Origin of the sequence: Sphingopyxis sp. LC81 (assembly GCF_000756375.1) — a bacterium.
Taxonomy (GTDB): Bacteria; Pseudomonadota; Alphaproteobacteria; order Sphingomonadales; family Sphingomonadaceae; genus Sphingopyxis.
Window position 1 is genome coordinate 137210 of the sequence record NZ_JNFD01000014.1, and the last position, 19911, is coordinate 157120.

General features: G+C 59.4%; 20 protein-coding genes and 1 tRNA gene. 9 read left to right on the forward strand and 12 right to left on the reverse strand.

Annotated features, from left to right (window positions below; genetic code table 11):
- Positions 1–212: 212 nt before the first annotated feature.
- The 3 genes from FG91_RS08165 to FG91_RS08175 all read right to left on the reverse strand — a co-directional run bounded on the left by FG91_RS08165 (position 213) and on the right by FG91_RS08175 (position 3956).
- A complete protein-coding gene (locus FG91_RS08165) occupies positions 213–1133 on the reverse strand; it encodes a HEPN domain-containing protein (protein ID WP_037513962.1) in 921 nt (306 codons plus the stop codon).
- 128 nt (positions 1134–1261) lie between these two features.
- Positions 1262–3016, reverse strand: a complete 1755-nt coding sequence (locus FG91_RS08170; RefSeq protein WP_037513966.1) for a ParB/RepB/Spo0J family partition protein — start codon at positions 3014–3016, stop codon at positions 1262–1264.
- A gap of 343 nt (positions 3017–3359) precedes the next feature.
- Positions 3360–3956, reverse strand: coding sequence for a DNA-binding protein (locus FG91_RS08175; protein ID WP_052187414.1), 597 nt, complete (start codon positions 3954–3956; stop codon positions 3360–3362).
- A gap of 327 nt (positions 3957–4283) precedes the next feature.
- Here FG91_RS08175 and FG91_RS08180 point away from each other — a divergent pair, with 327 nt between their 5' ends.
- Positions 4284–4520 (forward strand): helix-turn-helix transcriptional regulator, encoded by a 237-nt coding sequence (locus tag FG91_RS08180; RefSeq protein ID WP_037513968.1) that lies wholly within the window; start codon positions 4284–4286, stop codon positions 4518–4520.
- A 268-nt stretch (positions 4521–4788) separates the two neighbouring features.
- On the forward strand, positions 4789–6423 hold the full coding sequence (locus tag FG91_RS08190) for a recombinase family protein (protein ID WP_037513971.1): 1635 nt from the start codon (positions 4789–4791) through the stop codon (positions 6421–6423).
- Positions 6424–6438: 15 nt separating this feature from the next.
- On the opposite strand, the gene bfr is transcribed toward FG91_RS08190, so the two are convergent.
- Complete coding sequence (bfr, locus tag FG91_RS08195) at positions 6439–6921, reverse strand: bacterioferritin (protein ID WP_037513972.1); 483 nt, start codon at positions 6919–6921, stop codon at positions 6439–6441.
- A 101-nt stretch (positions 6922–7022) separates the two neighbouring features.
- On the reverse strand, positions 7023–7196 hold the full coding sequence (locus FG91_RS08200; protein WP_037513974.1) for a (2Fe-2S)-binding protein: 174 nt from the start codon (positions 7194–7196) through the stop codon (positions 7023–7025).
- Between the two features lie 194 nt (positions 7197–7390).
- Between FG91_RS08200 and purS the strand changes: the two genes are divergently transcribed.
- Together purS and purQ are read left to right on the forward strand one after the other, a co-directional pair.
- Positions 7391–7621 carry a phosphoribosylformylglycinamidine synthase subunit PurS gene (gene purS / locus FG91_RS08205; protein WP_037513977.1) on the forward strand — a complete coding sequence of 77 codons (231 nt, stop codon included), beginning with the start codon at positions 7391–7393 and terminating at the stop codon, positions 7619–7621.
- A gap of 14 nt (positions 7622–7635) precedes the next feature.
- Positions 7636–8301 carry a phosphoribosylformylglycinamidine synthase subunit PurQ gene (gene purQ / locus FG91_RS08210; RefSeq protein ID WP_037513980.1) on the forward strand — a complete coding sequence of 222 codons (666 nt, stop codon included), beginning with the start codon at positions 7636–7638 and terminating at the stop codon, positions 8299–8301.
- Here purQ and FG91_RS08215 read toward each other — a convergent pair.
- Positions 8263–8658 carry a hypothetical protein gene (locus tag FG91_RS08215; protein WP_037513981.1) on the reverse strand — a complete coding sequence of 132 codons (396 nt, stop codon included), beginning with the start codon at positions 8656–8658 and terminating at the stop codon, positions 8263–8265. The genes purQ and FG91_RS08215 overlap by 39 nt on opposite strands.
- 4 nt (positions 8659–8662) lie before the next feature.
- Positions 8663–9451: a queuosine precursor transporter gene (locus FG91_RS08220; RefSeq protein ID WP_037513982.1), complete on the reverse strand. Its 789-nt coding sequence runs from the start codon at positions 9449–9451 to the stop codon at positions 8663–8665.
- 71 nt (positions 9452–9522) lie between these two features.
- On the opposite strand from FG91_RS08220, the gene FG91_RS08225 reads away from it, so the two are divergent.
- Both FG91_RS08225 and FG91_RS08230 read left to right on the forward strand, forming a co-directional pair.
- Positions 9523–9599 (forward strand) — tRNA-Arg (locus FG91_RS08225).
- A gap of 96 nt (positions 9600–9695) precedes the next feature.
- Positions 9696–11384, forward strand: a complete 1689-nt coding sequence (locus tag FG91_RS08230; RefSeq protein WP_037513983.1) for a site-specific integrase — start codon at positions 9696–9698, stop codon at positions 11382–11384.
- Positions 11385–11558: 174 nt separating this feature from the next.
- On the opposite strand, the gene FG91_RS08235 is transcribed toward FG91_RS08230, so the two are convergent.
- From FG91_RS08235 to FG91_RS08250, 4 genes are read right to left on the reverse strand one after another with little or no spacing between them, the layout of a single operon-like run.
- Positions 11559–12527: a protein NO VEIN domain-containing protein gene (locus FG91_RS08235; RefSeq protein ID WP_037513985.1), complete on the reverse strand. Its 969-nt coding sequence runs from the start codon at positions 12525–12527 to the stop codon at positions 11559–11561.
- A 3-nt stretch (positions 12528–12530) separates the two neighbouring features.
- Positions 12531–13673, reverse strand: coding sequence for a DNA adenine methylase (locus FG91_RS08240; RefSeq protein WP_037513986.1), 1143 nt, complete (start codon positions 13671–13673; stop codon positions 12531–12533).
- Positions 13674–15041: a hypothetical protein gene (locus FG91_RS21730; RefSeq protein ID WP_152568050.1), complete on the reverse strand. Its 1368-nt coding sequence runs from the start codon at positions 15039–15041 to the stop codon at positions 13674–13676.
- Entirely contained in the window at positions 15038–16564 is a 1527-nt protein-coding gene (locus FG91_RS08250) for a DGQHR domain-containing protein (protein ID WP_037513990.1), read from the reverse strand. The genes FG91_RS21730 and FG91_RS08250 overlap by 4 nt, the downstream gene beginning before the upstream one ends.
- 354 nt (positions 16565–16918) lie before the next feature.
- On the opposite strand from FG91_RS08250, the gene FG91_RS08255 reads away from it, so the two are divergent.
- The 3 genes from FG91_RS08255 (at position 16919) to FG91_RS08265 (ending at position 19166) form a co-directional block, all read left to right on the forward strand.
- Entirely contained in the window at positions 16919–18304 is a 1386-nt protein-coding gene (locus FG91_RS08255; protein ID WP_152568051.1) for a hypothetical protein, read from the forward strand.
- Positions 18305–18399: 95 nt separating this feature from the next.
- Positions 18400–18963 carry a recombinase family protein gene (locus FG91_RS08260; RefSeq protein ID WP_037513993.1) on the forward strand — a complete coding sequence of 188 codons (564 nt, stop codon included), beginning with the start codon at positions 18400–18402 and terminating at the stop codon, positions 18961–18963.
- Positions 18960–19166: a hypothetical protein gene (locus FG91_RS08265; RefSeq protein ID WP_037513995.1), complete on the forward strand. Its 207-nt coding sequence runs from the start codon at positions 18960–18962 to the stop codon at positions 19164–19166. Before FG91_RS08260 ends, FG91_RS08265 begins: the two co-directional genes overlap by 4 nt.
- 459 nt (positions 19167–19625) lie before the next feature.
- On the opposite strand, the gene FG91_RS22590 is transcribed toward FG91_RS08265, so the two are convergent.
- A complete protein-coding gene (locus tag FG91_RS22590) occupies positions 19626–19871 on the reverse strand; it encodes a helix-turn-helix domain-containing protein (protein WP_037513997.1) in 246 nt (81 codons plus the stop codon).
- Between the last annotated feature and the right edge of the window lie 40 nt (positions 19872–19911).

The following is a 19911-nucleotide window of genomic DNA, read 5'->3' on the forward strand; positions in this document are numbered from 1 at the left end:
GCTTCCGATTCGCGGAAATATCAGGATACGCGAACGCCATGCATAAGGGTCATCGGTTGCCATTTGCGAGAGCCTCTATCGCCAGTAGCGGCTTAACGAACTCCGCTGACTTATGTTCCAATCCCCTGGAAATATGGACTGATTTTCATCACATCTGGCGTGCGGGCCTGGTGCTGTTCGACACCGGTCAACTCAGTGTGGGCCGCTGCGATCTACCTGTCGGCGGCCTTTTCGAGTTCGGCGATCTTATCGGAGCAGACCTGATGGACCACGCGGCCTAATTCCTCGACGCGCGCGCCGAGCCACGCCAGCTCTTCTTCGCTGATCTTGTAGTGCCTGGCGTAGCGAGCCTTGGTGTAGGCTTCCTTCAATTTCTGGAACATCGCGCGCTCGCGGCGGTTGCCATCCGGCCAGATGCCATAGAGTCTGCGGTCAAGCCCCTCGGCGAGAGAGCGGAGGAAGGCGATGTTGTGGTTGTAAGGCGTGTAATATGTCAGCGTGAGCATCAGCCCTTGATACAGGCGCTCGGTCGCTTGATGCAGCATGAACGCTGCATCACGTTGTTCGTGCTGGGAGAGGAAGAACAGGAATCCCTTCTGGGCGCTGGCCGCTTGGGGCATCCACTCCTCGAAATATTCTCTCGCCGCGTCTAGCGCTTGCGACGGAGTTTTCGGCTTGGGCGTCGCCAGTTCGCTGCCGTCGCTCTCGTATAACGCGACACCATCCTTGGCGACCTCCATGAAGAACACCCGGCCATGCGCCAGACCATCGTTCACCTCGTGCAGCGAATGGACGATAAAATTGACCGGCGTTCGCAGCGTCTTCTCGATCGTGTAGGCGCGGATGAGCCGCTCCTCGGCCTTCGCCCAATAGCCGGCGCGGTCGGTAAGCTCCTTCTGGCTGACGATGACAAGGATGTCGTAATCGGATTTATACTGGTTCGCCGACAACGGCGCATCGACCCAGTCACCGCGCGCGTGTGAGCCGAACAGGATGACTTTCAGGATGCGGGCGCCCTTGCGGCGCCCGGTCGCATTTTCGGTCGCCTGGCCGAACTCGTCGAAGAGGATTTCGACGATGCGCTCAAGCTCGCGCTGCTTGGCGGCAGGAAGATGATCGACGTCGGTTCGCATGGGCCCGGAATCTTCGGGCAATGCCCGCCACTTGGCAAGGACAGAATGCCCGGCGCTTTGCGCCGGGCAAAAATTGGAGGAGCGGGCTCGCCGCTCCTCCAGGAAGTTTGCAGTTCGCAGTTTGCAGGTCAGGCCGCTTGGCGCATTTCCGGTTCGGCGTCAATTTCGACTGGAACGAGAAGCGGCGCGATGCTGCCGCTCCGTTCGACACAGCCGATACCGCCCCGATCGGTATATCCCGACGGCGGAAAAGCGAACCAGCGAGGAAGCCATCCCTCGACCTTCGTCCGGCCATTGCTGCCAGCGAGGCAGTCGGTGAGAATGCCGCGCTGCACCTTGGCGGTCGCCCCGGCGTTGGCTTCGGCCACGTCGGCACCCGCAACCTCGTCAATGATTGCGGTGAGCAACGGCTTGTCGCGGATCAGGCCGGGCAGAACCGCATCATCTTGCCAGCAGGTCCGCATATCGGTGCCGAGCAACTGACCCAGCATGCCGACCTGGGTGCTGCCGACCGCAAGCGTCTCGCCCATCACGACGGGAAGGATGCCCATTACCTCACTATCGGACAGAGCCGCCAAACGGGCGAACAGCCCGGCAATACCATGATCGCCGTCATAGCCGCCAACCACGGTGAGAGTCTCCGGATCGAAGCCGAGCAAGGCCAGAACCTCGCGGCGCTTCGTATCGAACGTGGCTTCGCTTGCCGACACCTCGACGCTCTCGGCGATGGCATCGCTCGCCGCGCGCTGCTTCTCGACATCGACCCGCCACAGATGCGATCCGACAATGGCGTGAGCGACCATCATGCGGAGCGCGGTTCCCGTATCGGACAGCAGAGAGGCGCGCACGGCGGCATGACGGTGGAGGTCGATATAGTTGCTCAATGCAGCGCTGACCTCGGGACGCACCGGCTTGGCCGCATCGGCACCGGCCTTGCCCTTGGCGCGCTGCCGCGCTTCCTTCATCGTGATATAGCCTTCGTGGAAAGCGACCTCGCCGCGATGGCTGATGGTCACGAAGGCCTTGCCGCCCTTCTTCTTCGGGCAGCGTTCATGCTCCCAGCTATTGAAATACTCGCCGCGCTCCATGATGACGACATCGGTCCATCCCGTCTCGCGATAGAAGTCCGCCTGTTTCTCGACCTCGGTCATCTGCGCGGTCCAGAATGCGTCGGCATCGGCAAAATAGCTGTCCTCGCCGAACAGGTCGGAGACGATCTCGCCGGTGTAGTCGGCAAGGTCGAACATCGCGACCTTGGCCGCAATCGCGCTGCCTCCGAATAGCCACGCTCTCAAGCTCGTGCCGGTGGGTGCGTGCTTCTCGGGACAATCGACCAGCGCCAGCCACTCGCGCTGCTGCGTTTTGGATGCCAGCGTCAGGTGGCGCATCGTGACGACATCGATCTTGTCGGTGCGATAGAGATTGCGGATACGCGGCAGCAGATTGCCGATGGCAAGCGTCCGCTTCACCTGCAACGACGTGAGTCCAAAGGTGAGGCCAATGTTCTCGACGCTCCGTCCTTCGCGGACGAGGCGGGTGAAGGCTTCGCAGCGATTGATCTCGTCGGGATCGAGGCGGGCGATATTCTCGATCAGCGAGGCCTCCAATGCCGCCGCATCGTCACCGGCCTCCATCACCGCGCAAGGCAGCGGATCGATGCCACCCTGTTCCTCGGCGACGGTCAGCGCCGCATGGTAGCGCCGCTTGCCCGCAACGATCTCGTAATTCCCGTCTTCCGCTCCGGGCCTGACGATAAGCGGCACGAGGATGCCCCGTGCCCGCACCGAGGGCAGGATATTGGTGAGGTCGGGCTTCTTGGTGATCCCGCGCATGTTGGCGGGCGACACGACAAGCTGCGACAGTTCGATATGCTTGAGTTCCACGGATCTTCTCCTTTGCACTTTCCAAACCACCGCAGCCCCGGCTGAGCGGGGTGGGCGGCGAGAGCGACCGGAGAGGTCCGCTATGAAGGCAGGGCGCACCCGAAGGGTCGGAACAATGTGGAGAACCCCGAGAGGGGTTGCACCCTGCCGGGCGGGCCTCACAGGTGAGCGACCGGCTAACCCGCACGGCCGGAGGCCACCGCCATTGCGCGCCTGCGCGATGTCCTTACGGGCCGGCGCGAAGTGCCGGTCCCTTGCATCAGTGATCAATCCGGCGTCAGCCGGCGAGACGGGGCGTCAGCCTCGGCTCCCGAACCAGTTCGCGCGCCAGTCGCGCTTCGGCTCAGGCGGTTTTCCCGTCGGGCGCCTTCGGCGCGGGCTTGCGCCGGGCAAGCTGCTTCTCGAGCGCGGCGATCTGCCCTTCGGCATGGGCGGCGCGATCGAGCGCCGCGCGCTCGCTGACCGCAGCGGCGCTGGCCCGCTCCTCGCTGTCCCCGGCGCGGCGCTTCTCGAGCGCGAGTTCCGCGGTCATGCGATCGCGCTGCCCGCGCAGGTCTGCAAGCTCGCCCGCGAGGCGTTCATTGTCCGCCGCGAGCACATCGGCGCCTTCGATCGCCTCGGCGAGTTCGGCCCGCCAGGTCTCGCGCTCGGCCGCCATCTGCTGCCGCTCGCTTGCCAGCGTCGCATCGGCGGCGGCGCGCGCGAGGCCCCAGATGTCTCCGGCCAGCGCGGTGGCCCGCTCGGCGAGGTCGGGCGGCGGCGGCTCCTGGGGCGCGGCGGCGGCCTGCTCGCGCCGGGCCTTCCACTGGACCATCGCCTCCTGGATCGTGGTGAAGCTGCCGAGGCCCAGTCGCTTGCGGACGGCGCTGAGGGTCGGCCTGGCGCCTTCGGCGTCGAGTTCGTCGGCGGCACGCCAGACCGTTTCGGGGGTGAGGGCCATGGGGTGATGTCCTTTGATCGGATGATGATTCAGATAGTATCATACAACATACTACAAATACTACTCGAAATGACCGAAATAGGCGCAGCGACCATCGCGGGGCCGAAGGCAAACCTTCCTCGATATGACGCGGCTTCCGATCGGGACGGCATGGGAAAAATATTGGGCGGCGCCGGAAGGCGACAGCGAACGCCGAGGGACGACAAGCGACGCCGGAGCCCGCCGCGCGGGCGGCACGGGCGTGCCCATGTCCTTGCAAAGCCCGGCTGAATCGCCAATTCTTCACCCAGGGGCTGCCACCAACCGTCAGATGATGGAGTATGCCCCATGTCTAACCCCGAACGGATTATCCGCCTCCGGACCGTCCTCACGCGCACCGGGCTGTCGCGCTCGACCCTCTATCGCAAGATCGCCGAAGGGACGTTCCCGGCACAGTTGAAAATCAGTGTTCACGGGACCGGATGGCATGAATCCGCCATCGAACGCTGGATTGCCGATCCCGTGCATTATCGTGCCGACAACGACAACCCCGCGTCCCGCGAGGGCGATCGTGCAAGAGGATGACGCGCCCCGCGCGCGGCCTGTCACGGCTGCGAACGACAATGACGTCGCTCCGGATCCCGTTGCCGTTGACGCGGCGCTGACGCGCATCGCCGAGGCGATCGGGCGGCATATCGCACGCGAGCATATCCGGGTGCGGAAAGCCGCCAACGACAATGAACCGGGCGGGAAAAACCGAACCCGCTAAAGCGTTGACGCTAGGGTATCCCGGCGCGACACTGTCTTATCCGGTTGTGCGGGGATGCTCCCCGCCACTCCAAAGGAAGACATCATGATCCGTGCCGCGCTTTATGCCCGCTATTCCTCCGACCAGCAGAGTTCGGCGTCGATCGCCGACCAGCAGCGTATCTGCCGCGAGCGTGCGACGCGCGAAGGCTGGCAGCTTGTCGGCGATTACGAGGATGCCGCGATATCGGGCGCGAGCATGATCCTGCGCCCCGGCATCCAGGCGCTGCTTGCCGACGCGCAGGCGGGCAAGTTCGATATCGTGCTCGCCGAAGCGCTCGACCGGGTGTCGCGCGATCAGGCCGATGTCGCGACGCTCTACAAGCATCTGCAATTTGCCCGCGTGCCGCTGGTCACGCTCGCCGAGGGCGAAATTTCCGAGCTGCATGTCGGGCTCAAGGGCACGATGAACGCGCTGTTCCTCAAGGACCTTGCCAAGAAGACGCATCGCGGCCTGCGCGGGCGCGTCGAGAAGGGCTTTTCTGCCGGGGCGGTCGGCTATGGCTATCGGATGGTCCGACGTCTCACCAGCGGGGGCGAACTGGTGCGCGGCGAGCGCGAGATCGACCCGGTGCAGGCGCTGATCGTCGAGCGCATCTTCCACGAGTTTGCGGACGGGAAGAGTCCGCTTGCCATCGCGCGTGACCTCAACGCTGACGGCATCCCCGGCCCGAAGGGGCTTGTATGGCGTGACACCAGCATCCGCGGCGATGTCCGGCGCGGGACCGGGATCATCAACAACGAGCTTTATGTCGGGGTCCGTGTCTGGAACCATAAACATTATGTGACCGATCCCGGCACCGGCAAGAGCGTCACCCGCTTCAATCCTGAATCCGAATGGATCCGGAACGAGGTTCCCGATCTTCGCATCGTCAGTGATGCGCTATGGCAGGCGGCCAAGCGCCAGCAACAGGCGCTTGCCGAACGCCATGCCGGTATCAGGGAAGCGGCGCAGGCGCGGGCGCTTCTGAATGCGCGGCGTCCCGCCTATCTGCTGTCCGGCCTGCTCGAATGCGGCGTCTGCGGCGGAACCTATGCGGTTGTCGTGGGCGACCGCTATGGCTGCGTCGGTCATCATCGCGGCCGCACCTGTTCCAACAATCGGACGATCAAGCGTGCCGAGCTTGAACGCCGCGCTCTGGCCGGCATTGCCGACCGGCTCGTATCGGCCGACAAGATCGAGGCTGCTGTCGCCGCCTATGCGGCACATATCAACCGCGAGAACCGCGAACAGCGCATTCAGGCTGATGCCGATCGGCGCGGGCTCGCAAGGATCGACAAGGCTGTCGCGGGGATCATGGCCGCGATCGAGGATGGCCTGTATCAGCCGGCGATGAAGGCGCGCATGGCCGAGCTGGAACGCGAGCGGGTCGAGATCACCGCGCGACTGGCCGAAGCGCCGCAGGGCATCCCCGACATCCATCCCGGCATTGCCGAAATCTACAAGCGCAAGGTGGCGGCGCTCACCGAAACGCTCAAAGACCCCGCAACGCGGCTCGATGCTTCAAGCGACATCCGGTCGCTTGTCGGCAGGATCGTGCTGCATCCCGGCGCGAAGCGCGGCGAGGTTCATGCCACCCTCCACGGCTCGCTCATGGGCATCCTTGACTTCGTCAACGACAAACCACAACCCGAGAACCGCCGAGTTATAACATCGGTGGCCCCGGGTTCGCGGGAATGACGAAGGTCGGTGGCCTCAATCGTCGCCGACAGGCTTCGACTGAAGCTGGATATAATTTTCGATTCCCATGCGCTCGATCATCTCGAACTGCTTTTCGAGTTCGTCGACATGATGCTCTTCGCTTTCGAGGATGTCGGCGAACAGGTCGCGGCTGACATAGTCGCGCACGCTTTCCGAATGCGCGATCGCATCCTTGAGCAGCGGGATCGCCTCTTCTTCGAGCGCGAGGTCGGCCTTCAATATCTCCTCGACCGTCTCACCCACGCGCAGCCGGCCGAGCATCTGGAAATTGGGGAGGCCGCCGAGGAAGAGGACGCGATCGGCCAGCTTGTCGGCATGCTTCATCTCGTCGATCGATTCTTCGCGCTCGAACGCGGCGAGCTTCGCGACGCCCCAATTGTCGAGCATGCGATAGTGCAGCCAGTATTGGTTGATCGCGGTCAGCTCGTTCTTGAGCGCCTCGTTCAGAAAATCGATGACCTTTTCGTCGCCCTTCATGGTGTCGTTCCTGTCATTTTTGTCTTGGAATGGAGTGAGCGCATTATACGCCCCCGAACCCCATCAGGCCAAGGTCAAAAATGGCGGAAAACCAAGAAAAATCAGGCGGTCGCGGCGACGTCGCTGATGATATTGCGAGCGAATGGCAGGCACTGTCCGCACTTGGGTTTGCGACCCAATTGCGCATAGGCGGCCTTGGCGCACCGCAATTGGCCATCGCGCGCGACATCGCGCAGCTGGCTTTCTCTTATTGCGTTGCAGACACAGACGACCATGTGCGAATCCTTCTCAACAAGGCTGATGTAGGGATAGTGCGAGCGATTCGCAACAGGAAAGATGCGACTGGTTCGCAATCCGAACAGCGGTATTTTTCGCCGTTCGCTTGGCCCGCCGCCCCTTGCCCCCAAAGTGATTCGCGGGCATAGGCGCGCCCATCTTCCCCGCCCGCCAAAAAGCAAAGGTCCGCCCCATGAAAGTGAATGTCTATGTGACGCTCAAGCCGGGGGTGCTCGATCCGCAGGGCAAGGCGATCCATCATGCGCTCGAGGGTCTCGGTTTCGGCGGCGTCGCCGACGTCCGCGCCGGCCGCTTCATCGAACTCGACGTCGCCGATGGTACGAGCGACGCCGACCTCGACGCGATGTGCGCCAAGCTGCTCGCCAACACGGTGATCGAAAACTACCGCATCGAACGTCCGTAAAGGGAGCGCACGCCATGAAGACCGCCGTCATCGTCTTTCCGGGCTCCAACTGCGATCGCGACATGGCGGTCGCGCTGGAACAGGTCACCGGCCGTGCGCCCGCGATGGTGTGGCACCGCGAGACCGAGCTGCCCGATGGCACCGACTTTATCGCGCTGCCCGGCGGCTTTTCCTATGGCGACTATCTGCGCTCGGGCGCGATGGCTGCGCGGTCGCCGATCCTGCGCAGCGTTGCCGATGCCGCAGCGCGCGGCGTGCCCGTGCTCGGCGTGTGTAACGGTTTCCAGGTGCTGACCGAGGCGCTGCTGCTGCCGGGCGCGCTGATGCGCAACGCCGGGCTCAACTTCGTCTGTCGCACCGTGCCGCTCAAGGTCGAGAACAGCCAGTCGCTGTTCACCGCGAGCTATAGTGCGGGCGAGGAAATCAACATCCCCGTTGCGCACCACGATGGCAATTATTTCGCCGACGCGGCGACGCTCGACCGCATCGAGGGCGAGGGGCGCGTCGCGTTCCGTTACGCCGATGCCGTCAACGGCTCGGCGCGCGATATCGCGGGCGTGCTCAACGATGCGGGCAATGTCCTGGGCATGATGCCGCATCCCGAACGCGCGATCGACCGCGCGCACGGCGGCACCGACGGGCTACGCCTGTTCGAGGCGGCGCTCGGCGTCCTCGCTTGATACCTCTCCCGCGGCATCGCCCGCGGGCTTTGCCTCGGGATGCAGCCAGCGTCCGATCAGCAACAGGACCGTCGGCCAGAACATCGTGTTCCAGATGTCGTGCCAATGCGCGGCGTCGGGCTGGATCGCCGATCGTTGCGCTTCGAGCGACATGTCGAGCCATTCGCCGCCCGACGCCATCGCCAGCACCGCGAGCCACGCGACCAGCCATCCTCCGCGCCAGCGCCACATAAGCCGCACCGCCACGAACAGCGCCAGTCCGAAATAGATATGCAGCGCATCCTTGCTGAGATCGGTCGAGGTGACGAGCCAGGTCTTGCGCTCGGTGAACAGCGCGGCGAATTCGATCAATGTCATGCCGTCAGACCTTGGCTCCAAAGGGGTTGAAGTCGGTGCCTTCGTCGAACACGTCGACACCTTCGCGCCGCTTCAACGCCCCCACCACCAGATAGGTTGCCGGGGTCAGCGCCGCTTCCCAGGCGACCTTCATCGCCCAGTTCGTGGTCAGAACGAGCAGCACCTGCTCGTTTTCCCAGATGCCGAGGAAGGCGATGGGATAGAAGATCAGGCTGTCGATACCCTGTCCGACGATCGTCGACCCGATCGTGCGCATCCACAAAAAACGCCCGCCGGTCGCAAGCTTCATCCGCGCAAGGACATAGGAGTTCACGAATTCGCCGGCCCAGAAGGCGGCTATCGAGGCGAGGACGATGCGCCACGCGCTGCCGAACACGCTTTCATAACTCGCCTGACACACCGCGCCCGTCCCGCCCGCGTCGCCCGATTTGAGCGTCAGCGCGTCGGCGCCGCTGCACCACCAATCCTGTGCGGGCGGCATCGCGAGCACGATCCAGCTCATCACCGCCATGAACAGCAGCGCGCCGAACCCCGTCCAGATGACGCGGCGCGCGCGCGCATAGCCATAGACTTCGGTCAACACGTCGCCGATCACATAGCTGACCGGGAAGAACAGGATGCCGGCGCCAAAGGTGAATCCGCCGACCATCGACAATTTCGACGCACCGATGATGTTGCTGAGCAGCAGAACCGCGACGAACGCCGCCATCACTAGGTCATAATAGCGAAAATGCCGGATGCTCGCGGCGCTGACATGGGCGGGTTTAGCGGGCGGGGCATCGGAATCGATCATGGGCCGCTGCTTAACCCGCTTTGCAGCCTACGCAAACCGCGCTATTCGCCGCGCGACGCAAGCAGCGCTGCGCGCCCGTAGCTCAGCTGGATAGAGCACCCGCCTTCTAAGCGGGTGGTCGCAGGTTCGAATCCTGCCGGGCGCGCCATTTTCCTTAAATGTCTCGGAATACTGCAAAACGCGCAGAAACCTTTGACAATTGCGCGCCATTTGGTCCTAAGGTTGGTCCTAATGGGGAGGGGTGATGAGCGGCAAAAAGCGTGTTCCGGGATACGACTATCTTTACGAGGTCGGCCGAAGCCTAGTTGTGCGGGTACAGGTGCCGAGCGCCGTCCGGTCCGTTTTAGGCAAGGGCGAACTCAAGAAGTCGTTTGGGCGCGATCACGCGACTGCGAAGAGCGAGTATTATCGCACCGTCGCGGTATTCAAGGATACAATAAAGAGCGCGCGAGGAGCACCCGCCAACGCCGCAGGATCGCCTATCATTCATGGTGTTGAACCGTCTCTCCAAGAGATGGAAGCCGCCTCCTATGACCATTTCCAGAGGGTCATGATACATCTGCGCAGGAAGAACGTTTCGCCAGATGGAAGCGCCGCGATCAGCCGGAAGCAAAGGGCTGAAGGCTTCCGAGAAATGATCGACCACTTTGCCGACGTTTATGACGCAGACCAATGGCAGTTGATGTCTTTCGATGTCGATGGGCTTTGTGAACGACAGGGTTGGGCTCTTGAAAAGTTGTCGGCCGGATACGAACGAATGTGTCGGCTCATGCTGCGCGCGCGGCTCCAAGCGTATAAAAATGAACTGCGCCTTCTTGAGGGCTCATTTTCTGCTGATCCAGAAGCCGATCCATTGTTCGATAAGGAGCCGCCTACGAGGTCAAATGCGCCGAGAAACCTCGGCGACCTTCTGGAGCGTTTCAAGGCCGCGAGGAGCCTGCGGTGGTCCGCATCGACATCGAAGAACTACATCATCATTTTCCGTGTCATTGAGGAGGTGTGCGGACGTGACACGGTGCTCTCTGCGATTGATCACGACTTCTGTGTGAAGGTGCGGGATCAGCTACGTCTTATACCCGCTAACTATAAGAAAATGCCTGCACTTGCGGAGAAGCCACTTTCAGAAGTGATCCGTATTTCCGCCGAGTTGAGGCTTGCGCCGATTAGTCCAGCCACGGTCAACAGCCACCTGAACAAACTAGGCGCTGTCATCCGATACGGACGGGATCAGGCGTGGATTTCGGGAAATCCCATGGCGGACATCGAGGTCCCCGATCCGGTTGCGCCGGAAGACAAGCGGGACGCATTCACCATCGAGCAACTACGCACGCTCTTCGCGGCCAGTCCATGGAACGACCCGAAACATGACATCACGGAGCGTCCGTCTCGTTACTGGGCTCCCCTTGTCTCATTGTATTCCGGTGCTCGCCTGACAGAAATCTGCGGTCAGCGAGTTGACGAAATGGTGATGGAGAATGGCGTCGCGTTTTTCGATTTTCGTCATCGTCCGGACGACCGAGCGATGAAGAATGGAAAGAGCCGGAGGGTGCCGGTTCATCCAGAACTGATCCGGCTCGGGTTCTGGGGATTTGTCGAAGCGGCAAGGGTCGCTGAACGCGAAATGCTATTTCCTGATGTGAAACGGCACCAGCTTGGGAAGTGGGGAGACGGAACATCGAAGTGGTTCTCCCGTAAGATCGACAAGTTGAAACTCGTTGGAACAAACCTGTCATTCCATAGCTTGAGGCATTCATTCGAGGATGCGCTAAAGCGCGTTGATCTGCACGATACGCCTGTCGGGAATGCGATCACAGGCCGCTGGAGCGCGGGTGTCTCAAAGAACTACGGGACGAAATATTCGCTCGAAAAGTTGACCGGCGCGCTTGAACGGGTGAGCTATCCCGGCCTTGTTTTGATACCTCGCGAGGGATGATCACAATTTCCGCTAGCGGCTTCCCAAGCTGACGCTCTTTGCCGTTTTCCGGCAATAACTCTGCAAGATGCCGACAAGGTCTTCCTTGTTTCAGTCATTTACGATTGGGATGTAAAACGGGACAGGGGGTGGGATACAACGGGTTGCAATGCAGGGTTATGCAGCAATTCCCCTTCATGGCTTTGCCGTCGCATGCCATGTAAACTCTTTCCAAAAGAACCGCGCCTGCGCTTCCTGCGCGTTTAGGATTTCCAGCTTCGGACTTTTTGTCAGGGCGTTCGTAACCATCGCGAGCCTCCAGTGCCTCACATTTGCGAGCATGTAAGCATATTCGCGATGCGACATCAGGAAATGGGGGTTGGCGTTCTGCGTCCCCTTAACTTCTATGTGAAGTTCGTCGCGTGGATCGGATTTGCTTCGGACGAGCAGATCAAACCCACATTTGTCCATCTGGCGATCATCAATCTCAAACTTGCTTTTGGGGAAGTGCTTCTTGACGGTAGTTACCGCCGCTTCTTCCACTTCCTTTCTTCTTTCGGGATCGGAGCAAATCCCACCGCTGCCCGAGCCAGCCCCTCGTATTTCCACCGACCGGTTTTCGTTGAGATAGCGGCGCCGAACGGCCAGCAGCTTTTGGGCCAGTTTGGCGCACCATTCTGCCTTTTCGCCATTCCCTCTCAAATAGTAGATTGGAGACCGCTTCATGTGGTCGCCGGGAAACACGAATGGCTCGACGTTCGGGTCTATCTGGACCGCATCGTCCGCAGAAAGGGTGTAAGAGAACTCTCCCCCATGAGCGTCGAGTGGAAGGGCAGTTCGCCTAGAAAGGTATTCGGGACGGGGCGTGTAAGTGCCCTCGAATGTCGCGTCTTCGTACCAACCGGTAAGATACAGGCCGGGCCGATGAGGAGATTTGGCTACAGAAAAGACCAGCCACCCCTCTAGGTTTCTCGGTTTGGGGGCAACTTCAAATCCACCGACTGGCGGTGCATATGCGTAGAACCTTCCATCAGGGCCGCGAAGAAAGTTGTATTTTTCGTGCCCGTCCTTGAACTTGCGAACGTGCTTATGAGCGGCCTCTACCGGGCTTCCCATAAAATCTTCCGACCAGCCCGTCTTGATGACTGCGATGCGCTTTTCCATCGCTTAGGCGGGCCGGAGCGTAAATATGATTTCGTTGGCATTGGTGCGTGCGCTTCGACCAGCCTGTGCGTTCTGGCCATCGCTTCTACCGCCAAGCGAACTGAACTTGCTTTGCACCAAATACTCTTCAACCCTGAAAAGCTGATGCGCCACTTCGCGGACCTGCTCGCCCGAAAGTCCATTTGAGCATTCGGCGTCTGGGAATGTCACAATCGCCGACGCCCCTTGAACGGCAATCTTTTCCAGCAGGTTGGTGATTGCCACTAGAGACTTCGTCTTCAGGCTATAGTCCGACTTCGGTCGTTGTTCTCTAGAAGGATAGCGGCCGTTGCCGCTTACTTCCCCACATTCGCCTGCCGCTATCGTTTCCAGCACATGATAGAATCGACTGTAGTGCACTCCGGAGTAGGGCGGGTCGATAAACAGCAAGTCTCCACGTTTGGTATTTAAAACCAGTTCGTTCGCATCTGCGCTATGAGCCTCCCCGATCACTTTTGCATGGCGTTCGGCGAGGCCCATCAATGCGTCCCGGACACGAGCGTGAGGATCTCGTCGCCACGCTTCAGATATAAACTTGATACCCGTGGCAGACGGTTGGAACGGCTGCGCGGTATGGCCCGGCGCGGCAACACATTGGCTCGCTGCGATGATGATGGCTGCGATTTCTACGGATCCAATCACAACGTCGTCGGATACCGTCGACCGGTAGGCGTCGAACGCCATCGCTTGGTGGGCGCTGAAATAGTGTCCGCCGTAAGATTGGGTGACGGGGTAGCCAATTTGACGCGCTGACCATTCTCGGTGACGCGCAATATCGGACGCCGTGCGGAAGTCGCGCGGGGCATCAAGCGCGGCGTTTAGCTTCTTCGATGCGCGAGCATCCCACGCCGTCCAGATTTCCGCACCTTTCAGCGGATGAACTCGATGCAAGATGGCCTGCGCCAGAACCCGGCTGTATTGTTGCAGGTCGTTCGCGACGACGGGAACGGGGAACTTCTCGCCTACGAAACGTGCCACTGCCGCCGATCCAGCAAAAAGGTCAAAAAAGCGGCTGCAATCTTCCACTTCGCGAGTGATTAACTCGCCAAGGCCGTTTTGCAGCATGGACCTCTTCGACCCCATATATTTAAGATAGGGGGGCTGCATCTACACGCTTCCTATCGCCCACATCGGTATCGCTTCCAATCCCGTGAGTTGGACGATTGGCCTTTCATATTCCGCTCGCAGCTTAGCGTAGGTTGCATCATTTGCAGCGTCAGTAGGGAAACTCTCGATGTCTGCAAGAGCCTCGGCGATGTCGGTCCAAAGATCGGTCGCGGGATCCGGTATGGCACCGTCCGGAGAGATGCCTCGACCAGTGTTCAGGCTGTCTTTCCAGAACGACAGTTCGCTATTCGATACGCCCGCTTGTCCGAGAGTGTAGTCAATGATGCCGGTCGAGATGCGCAACAGGAGAAATGCGCGCGCGATAACCCCAAGATGCGAATGCGGATGGTTCGTAATGGGCAGCGCCGCGATGTGTAGAATGTTTTCCGGCTCCGATTGTGGGTCAGATTTCAGGAAATCCTTAGCTTCACTGACCCCTCTCGCGGATGGAAAGTTCTGTGCATCCACCAACTGGTCTACAAACGCTCGAAACTCGGCGTTTGCGCTTGATGCCGTGTTTCCGCTTCGCCCTTCAAAAACTGCCCTAACAGTTGCCCGGAGCAACAGCCGATCAAGTCGCTCGAACTTCGAGGATCCTACCGGCTCACAATAGCGCCATAGTGCACGCACAAATCGAACCGCCGATCCTGCATCAACCGGTGTTTGGCCGAGAAGCATAGTCGGACGATAACTTACATCGTTCCGCGCCTGACGATCCCCTCGCGAATTATCAGCCATTCGGCGCAGATCGAGGCCCCACTTTCGCACCCACTTGCGGGCAACGGGCTGTAGTTTGTAGTTCCCCGGCAAGGAAGCGAACCATTCGCGAAGTGGAATGAGAAATGGCGTGATCGTCTCCGCCATAAGGTTTGCTACGCTAGGTTTGCCAGCCCACTCTTGAAGAGCGAGCCATGCGAACTCGTGGGTTGCCGTGCTTCCGGGCAGCTTCTCGGCTATATTGGGCCTAGTTATGGAGGCGTGCTGCTTGTTAAGAACGCAGATGCCGTCAGATGCTAGCCCGGACATTGCCGCTCGAAGTTCGGCATAGTAAGCCATATGCACAGCAGTGTAGCTGTCTCCCCGCAACAGCGCGCTTAATGAGGTCCCGAGAAAACCCCAACCGTCGATGCAGTGGATCGTCCCGCTGGCCGCGATGTAGTGTGATAGATTTTGCTGCTTCCGCGTCGTGAAAGTGCCGGTCGAGTGGAAGTCTTCTCTGACTTTTCCAACTGTATCACGGGCATAGCGATTGTTATCCGCCAGCCATTGGCTGCGAGAAAAATATCGGCGCAAGTCAGCGACGGTGCTTTCGACATCCGCCCGCGACGTCGATTGAATGCGCGAAACCGCGCCCGGAGTGAGCGTCACTGATCAAATACCTGATTTTTGATCTTCGTCGCGAGTTCCGAGAACGATTTGCTGTTTTTTTCAAGGTGCTCAAGCAATTGGAGGCGAAGTTCTTTGTAGCCGCCGCTTCCACGGAAGACCAGCTTCCGGCGTCTATCTTGCTCGTCTAAATCCGGAGTGCTGCTTGTTCGCCAGTCAAAGGCCGCAATATCGGCTGCGAACTCGCGAACATGGTTTGCGGCATCGGTCTTTTCAAATGTCGCGAGCGCCTGCGTTACCGCGTCATTGTCCGCCGCAGCGGAAGACAACTCGGCATGCCAATCACCGAGTTTCCATTTCGCGGCATTGAAATAGGCGACGTCGTTAAGCGTTTGCAGAAACCCACGCACGCCTTGATCTGACGCAATCAACGAATACTGGCCACCGAACGCCGGATCAGTCTTTGGTTTCTCTTCGGTCGTATGCCGGATAGCGCGGAGGTTCTGTGCCCAACCGGTCTTAAGCGCGATCACCGCCCTCTCTAACTCGCGCCACGAGAATATCAAAAATGCTGCTTGCTGCGCCCGGTTCCAACCCAGCACTTCTTCTTCGTTTTCCAATCGAGAGCCGAATAGTCCTCCGGTATTGCTACCGCGCTGTGTCCATGGCTTGATCAATGTCGCCATGATCGACTTAATCCACGACGATTGCGAGACGCCCTCAACCCCACGCTCGCCAAGCATGTTGATGCGGTCATACCATGGACTTTGTGGGTGCGCCCAAAGGCTCTCGGTAATCTCTTGCGCTCGGGTTTCCCGGTAAACCGAGTGCCCCTCGGCTCTCTCCAGCCAATCTTCGCTCCGGAGCAGGGGGTAGAGGTCGAACGCGAGACTTGGGTTTATCCGCTTTGGCTTGATGTTGATTGTGTAGAAAAGATAGGCCTGCCAGCTTATGTCGAGACCATAAAATGCGACGACCGGTACTTCAAAATCAAGGCTGGAACTGTCGTCGAATGCAAACAGGCGATGTTGGCCGTCGATAACTTCAAATGGGGGCAGCCCCGTCGACTTCCAATCTGCCGACCACGAAGCATAGGGAAGCGACAGCCGCGAAACATCACCGTCGTCCGCAATGGCGACTTGGTCCTGCTCGTGCACTTTGGCTCCCCGGCGCAGATCCTCGGGGCGAAGAATATTGATCACTATAGCTGTGGGGAGCCAGCCCGGCTTGCGGAGGTCGTGATACTCCTCCGTCTTCCGCTTGGCCTTGCTTATCGTGGACCATGGGAACCCGAACTGAACAAACCTCGAAATCTCCTCGGATCGCTCACCGTCGTGTTGACGCTGAATGCCAAGATCGTCTGTCCGCGATGCCATCTTCTCTGCGCTGCGCCGGTATATACCGCACAAAGAGCGAAGTTCGACGGCTGGAATGGAGAACAGATAAAAGTGGGGCAGAGGCTTCGTGCGACGCTGTGCAGGGTCAAATGGAATTTCATCCCATCCTTTGTCCCATTGCCGCACGCGGAGCGCAGTTAAAGCCCTCTTTTCCTGCGCTTTCGTCATTCACCCGTTCCCCTCGACCGTCATTGGACGTCATAATCTTTCGGACGGAATACACCAGAAAAGGTTTTCGAGGAGTGCATATTGCCGCCAGTTCGACTTCGATCAACGTCCTCGCGCTCTACGTGATAAAACTTGCGATTAATGACATCCCTCAATGGAATGGGTTATCGCACAGGCTTCCCTTTGGAAGACGACGGCACCGGGTGCGATCTGTGCCACACAGCTTCGATTTTCCTCATTTGGACGTTTCTCAATGAGCCTTGGACCCTAGCAGGCTCTTTCGCATGGCCCTAGCGTTTGCCTGATCCCCCGCATTGCTCTGTAGAGGGGAAGTTATTTCGGGATGGGGGGAATATGACCGACAATACAGCTGATCGGTCACGGTTCATTCGTGCAAGGCAAAGAGATCGCGCTGCTTCCATGGTCGGCTTCTCGGTCGACTTGATGCCGTCGCTTGTGCAGGTCGGCCTAGATAAGTTGGAAGTGTCTGTGGCCGGGCATTGGTTCAGCCACTCCGGCACCGGCGAGGCCATGTTCCGGAATATGCTGACATTGCCGGACGTGCAGTGGTTCAATATGCCGCAGACCTCACCCAAAAACATGACGGTGAACATGAGCCGTAGTCAAAATGGCTCGACCATCTCGGAGTGTAAGGTCCGCATAACCTCTCCCCGGAGCGACCACGGCGGCATCCACGTCAATCTGACTGTTAATCCCACTCGCACGCTCGCCCACCTGCTTGCCAGATTTGGCAACGCTATGTCGCCTGCTGAAATGTGGGAGGAAATTGCTGGTCTGTCGCCGGTGTCATTTTTCGCGAAAGCCGAAGCCGGGCTGATTAGCCCGTCGTTGGATGGTTCGGATAACTGGCTTCCGGCCCCGCGATACCTGCGAGATAGGCTAGGGGCCGATCCTTGGGAGCGTTTTCTGCCCCTCTTTTGTGATCGCCTCCGCAGGGTTTGCAACGCGTTGCAAATGGAGGCTCCGTTTGACGTCGCCAACGAACCTACGAACCGCATGTCCTCGCCGTCAGGGGAAGTCAGTCTACATTGGGGTGAGGTGAGGGTGTCACCTGTTGAAGCATACTTCGAGCGTTACCATCGTCAGGCGGTCTCAACCGTGCGTCGAGGCGGCAACGCCCTTCTCGCTGCTGATCACGCTGTCGATTTTTGGAGATACGTACCCGAAGCATCGTCATTTCATCGAGAGAACTCGCGCTTCTCGATAAGCCTGAAACTCAAAGAAGGATTGCGGCTGGCAATCTATGCAAAACTCCGGGATCGACTGCGATTTGAAATCCGCAGAAAGGGAAAAGGAGACTACTCGCGGCTCGGTAGCCCCACGGATGGTAATATGCGGCTATTCGGTATTTTAGAGCAGGAACGGCGCGCCCTGATTGGTGCCGTTAGGTGGAATGCGATTGGCGAATTGTTCGCTGGCCCCGATCACCCCCAGATTGCGGACATAGAAACACTGATCGAGCAAATTTGTGCATCATGCGGGGAGGATGCCAATCTTGCGGCCCAAATACTAAATCGTCTACTGTTTGACGGGGCGATAACCGAGGCTGATGCGCCCCCGGCAACCCTTGGGAATTTACAGAAGCTGGGCATCCTTGAGAGACGGTTGATCCGCGCGCGGGATCAAAATGGACGAGCAAAACGATTTTCGCTTACGGCTCCCTACCTTGATGTTCACTTAGCGATGATAGATGAATTTGACGCTGGTGGCGGTCGATGAGGCATGACGGGGCATAACACTAAACGCCCGTTGCGATCACCCTAGACCGCACCAACCGGGAGGGTAGGATCATCCAATAAAGGAAGGATGATCAAATGCTTATTGGATATTATCGCTCCAGCACACATGACCAGAGAGCGGGTTTTGATGCTCAAGCCGAGCAATTGATGGCAACCGGGTGTATCCGACTTTTCTCGGAAATGGTTTCCTCGGTTCGGGATCGCGAACAGCTTCGACAGGCTCTCGATTTCGTGCGTGAGGGCGATGTGTTGGTTGTGTGCAAGCTGGACAGGCTGGCCCGGTCGGTTGCCGACCTTCTCGGTATTATTGAAACGCTGGAGAGAAAGGGCGTCGGCCTGCGGGTGCTCGACTTTGGTGGAAGCGAAATCGACACAAAAAGCCCGACCGGGAAGATGGTAGTCACAATGTTCGGCGCAGTCGCAGAGTTCGAGAGGGCGCTAATGTTGGAGCGTCAAAAGGTCGGCATTGCGCGTGCGAAGCTGGAAGGTCGCTATCACGGGCGTGCTCCTACAGCCCGGCGAAAGCTGCCCGAGATGCGACGTTTGGCGGAGGAGGGCTTAAGTCCCTCAAGCATTGCCGCCCGCTTGCAGGTGTCTCGCGCGTCAGTATACCGCCTATTGGCGGAGGATCGGGTATGAGCGACCCGACACAACTCTACGCCACGCTGACGGGCAACCTCGAAGACCTGCACGGTTTGGCGGTTGAAGGCCAAGCTGCCGATCAGCCTGCCGAGTTGCTGCTGATGTTGGCGGATCAGATTTGCAACGGGTTGCATCGCTGTCAACGCATCGCCGACCAGATTAAGACCTGCTCGGTGTCCCATGATCGTTCGATTTCGTGAAATGCTGCCGCCTGACATCTTGATAGAACGGGCCGTTGATAACGCAATTGCGAGCGGGTGCCGCGTACCTCGATGGGGCTGGCCAATTCCTGGCCCTTACAATGGCGCAACAGGCCGCGAGAGGATCGTTGCATGGCAGAAAGTGCGGGTTGCCGAAGATTTAGGTCTGCTGGGGGGCCGGCACCGATGTGGCCTATGCCACGCTCTGGAAGCGCCGCAGTGGCATACGGAGATATATCATCGTCCGCTAACGAGCCGTCCGATATGCAAGTCATGCCATTTCCATGTGCATAGACGCTTCAAACGGCCGTACGCTTGGGGCGCGAAGTTGGCCGAGTTTCCGGAGGCGGACGATTGGGTTTGCGGATTGCGGACCATCGAAATGTCTCGGTCGGAGGCGATGATCATCGCGAAACAGCCAGATGTATTCGCCGCTATAAGAGCATCGACGCTACCGGCCTAATTCTTCTTACGCCGGGGCGTCGTCGCCAATTCAGGAATGCCCGCGACGAGTTCGGACGCTTGAACTCCAAGAGCGGCCGATAATCGGCTGATGACCTCAATCGTTGGGTTTCTGCGGCCTGTTTCCACATCGCTCATAAATGATCGCGAAACGCCCGCCTTAAATGCCAGATGTTCTTGGGAAAGAGCCTGACCCTTCCTAACTCGACGAATGTTCTGACCGAGGATCGTGCTCGCTTCCATCGTGCATGGCAAAGCCCCGTATCCCGAACCTCGCCACCCT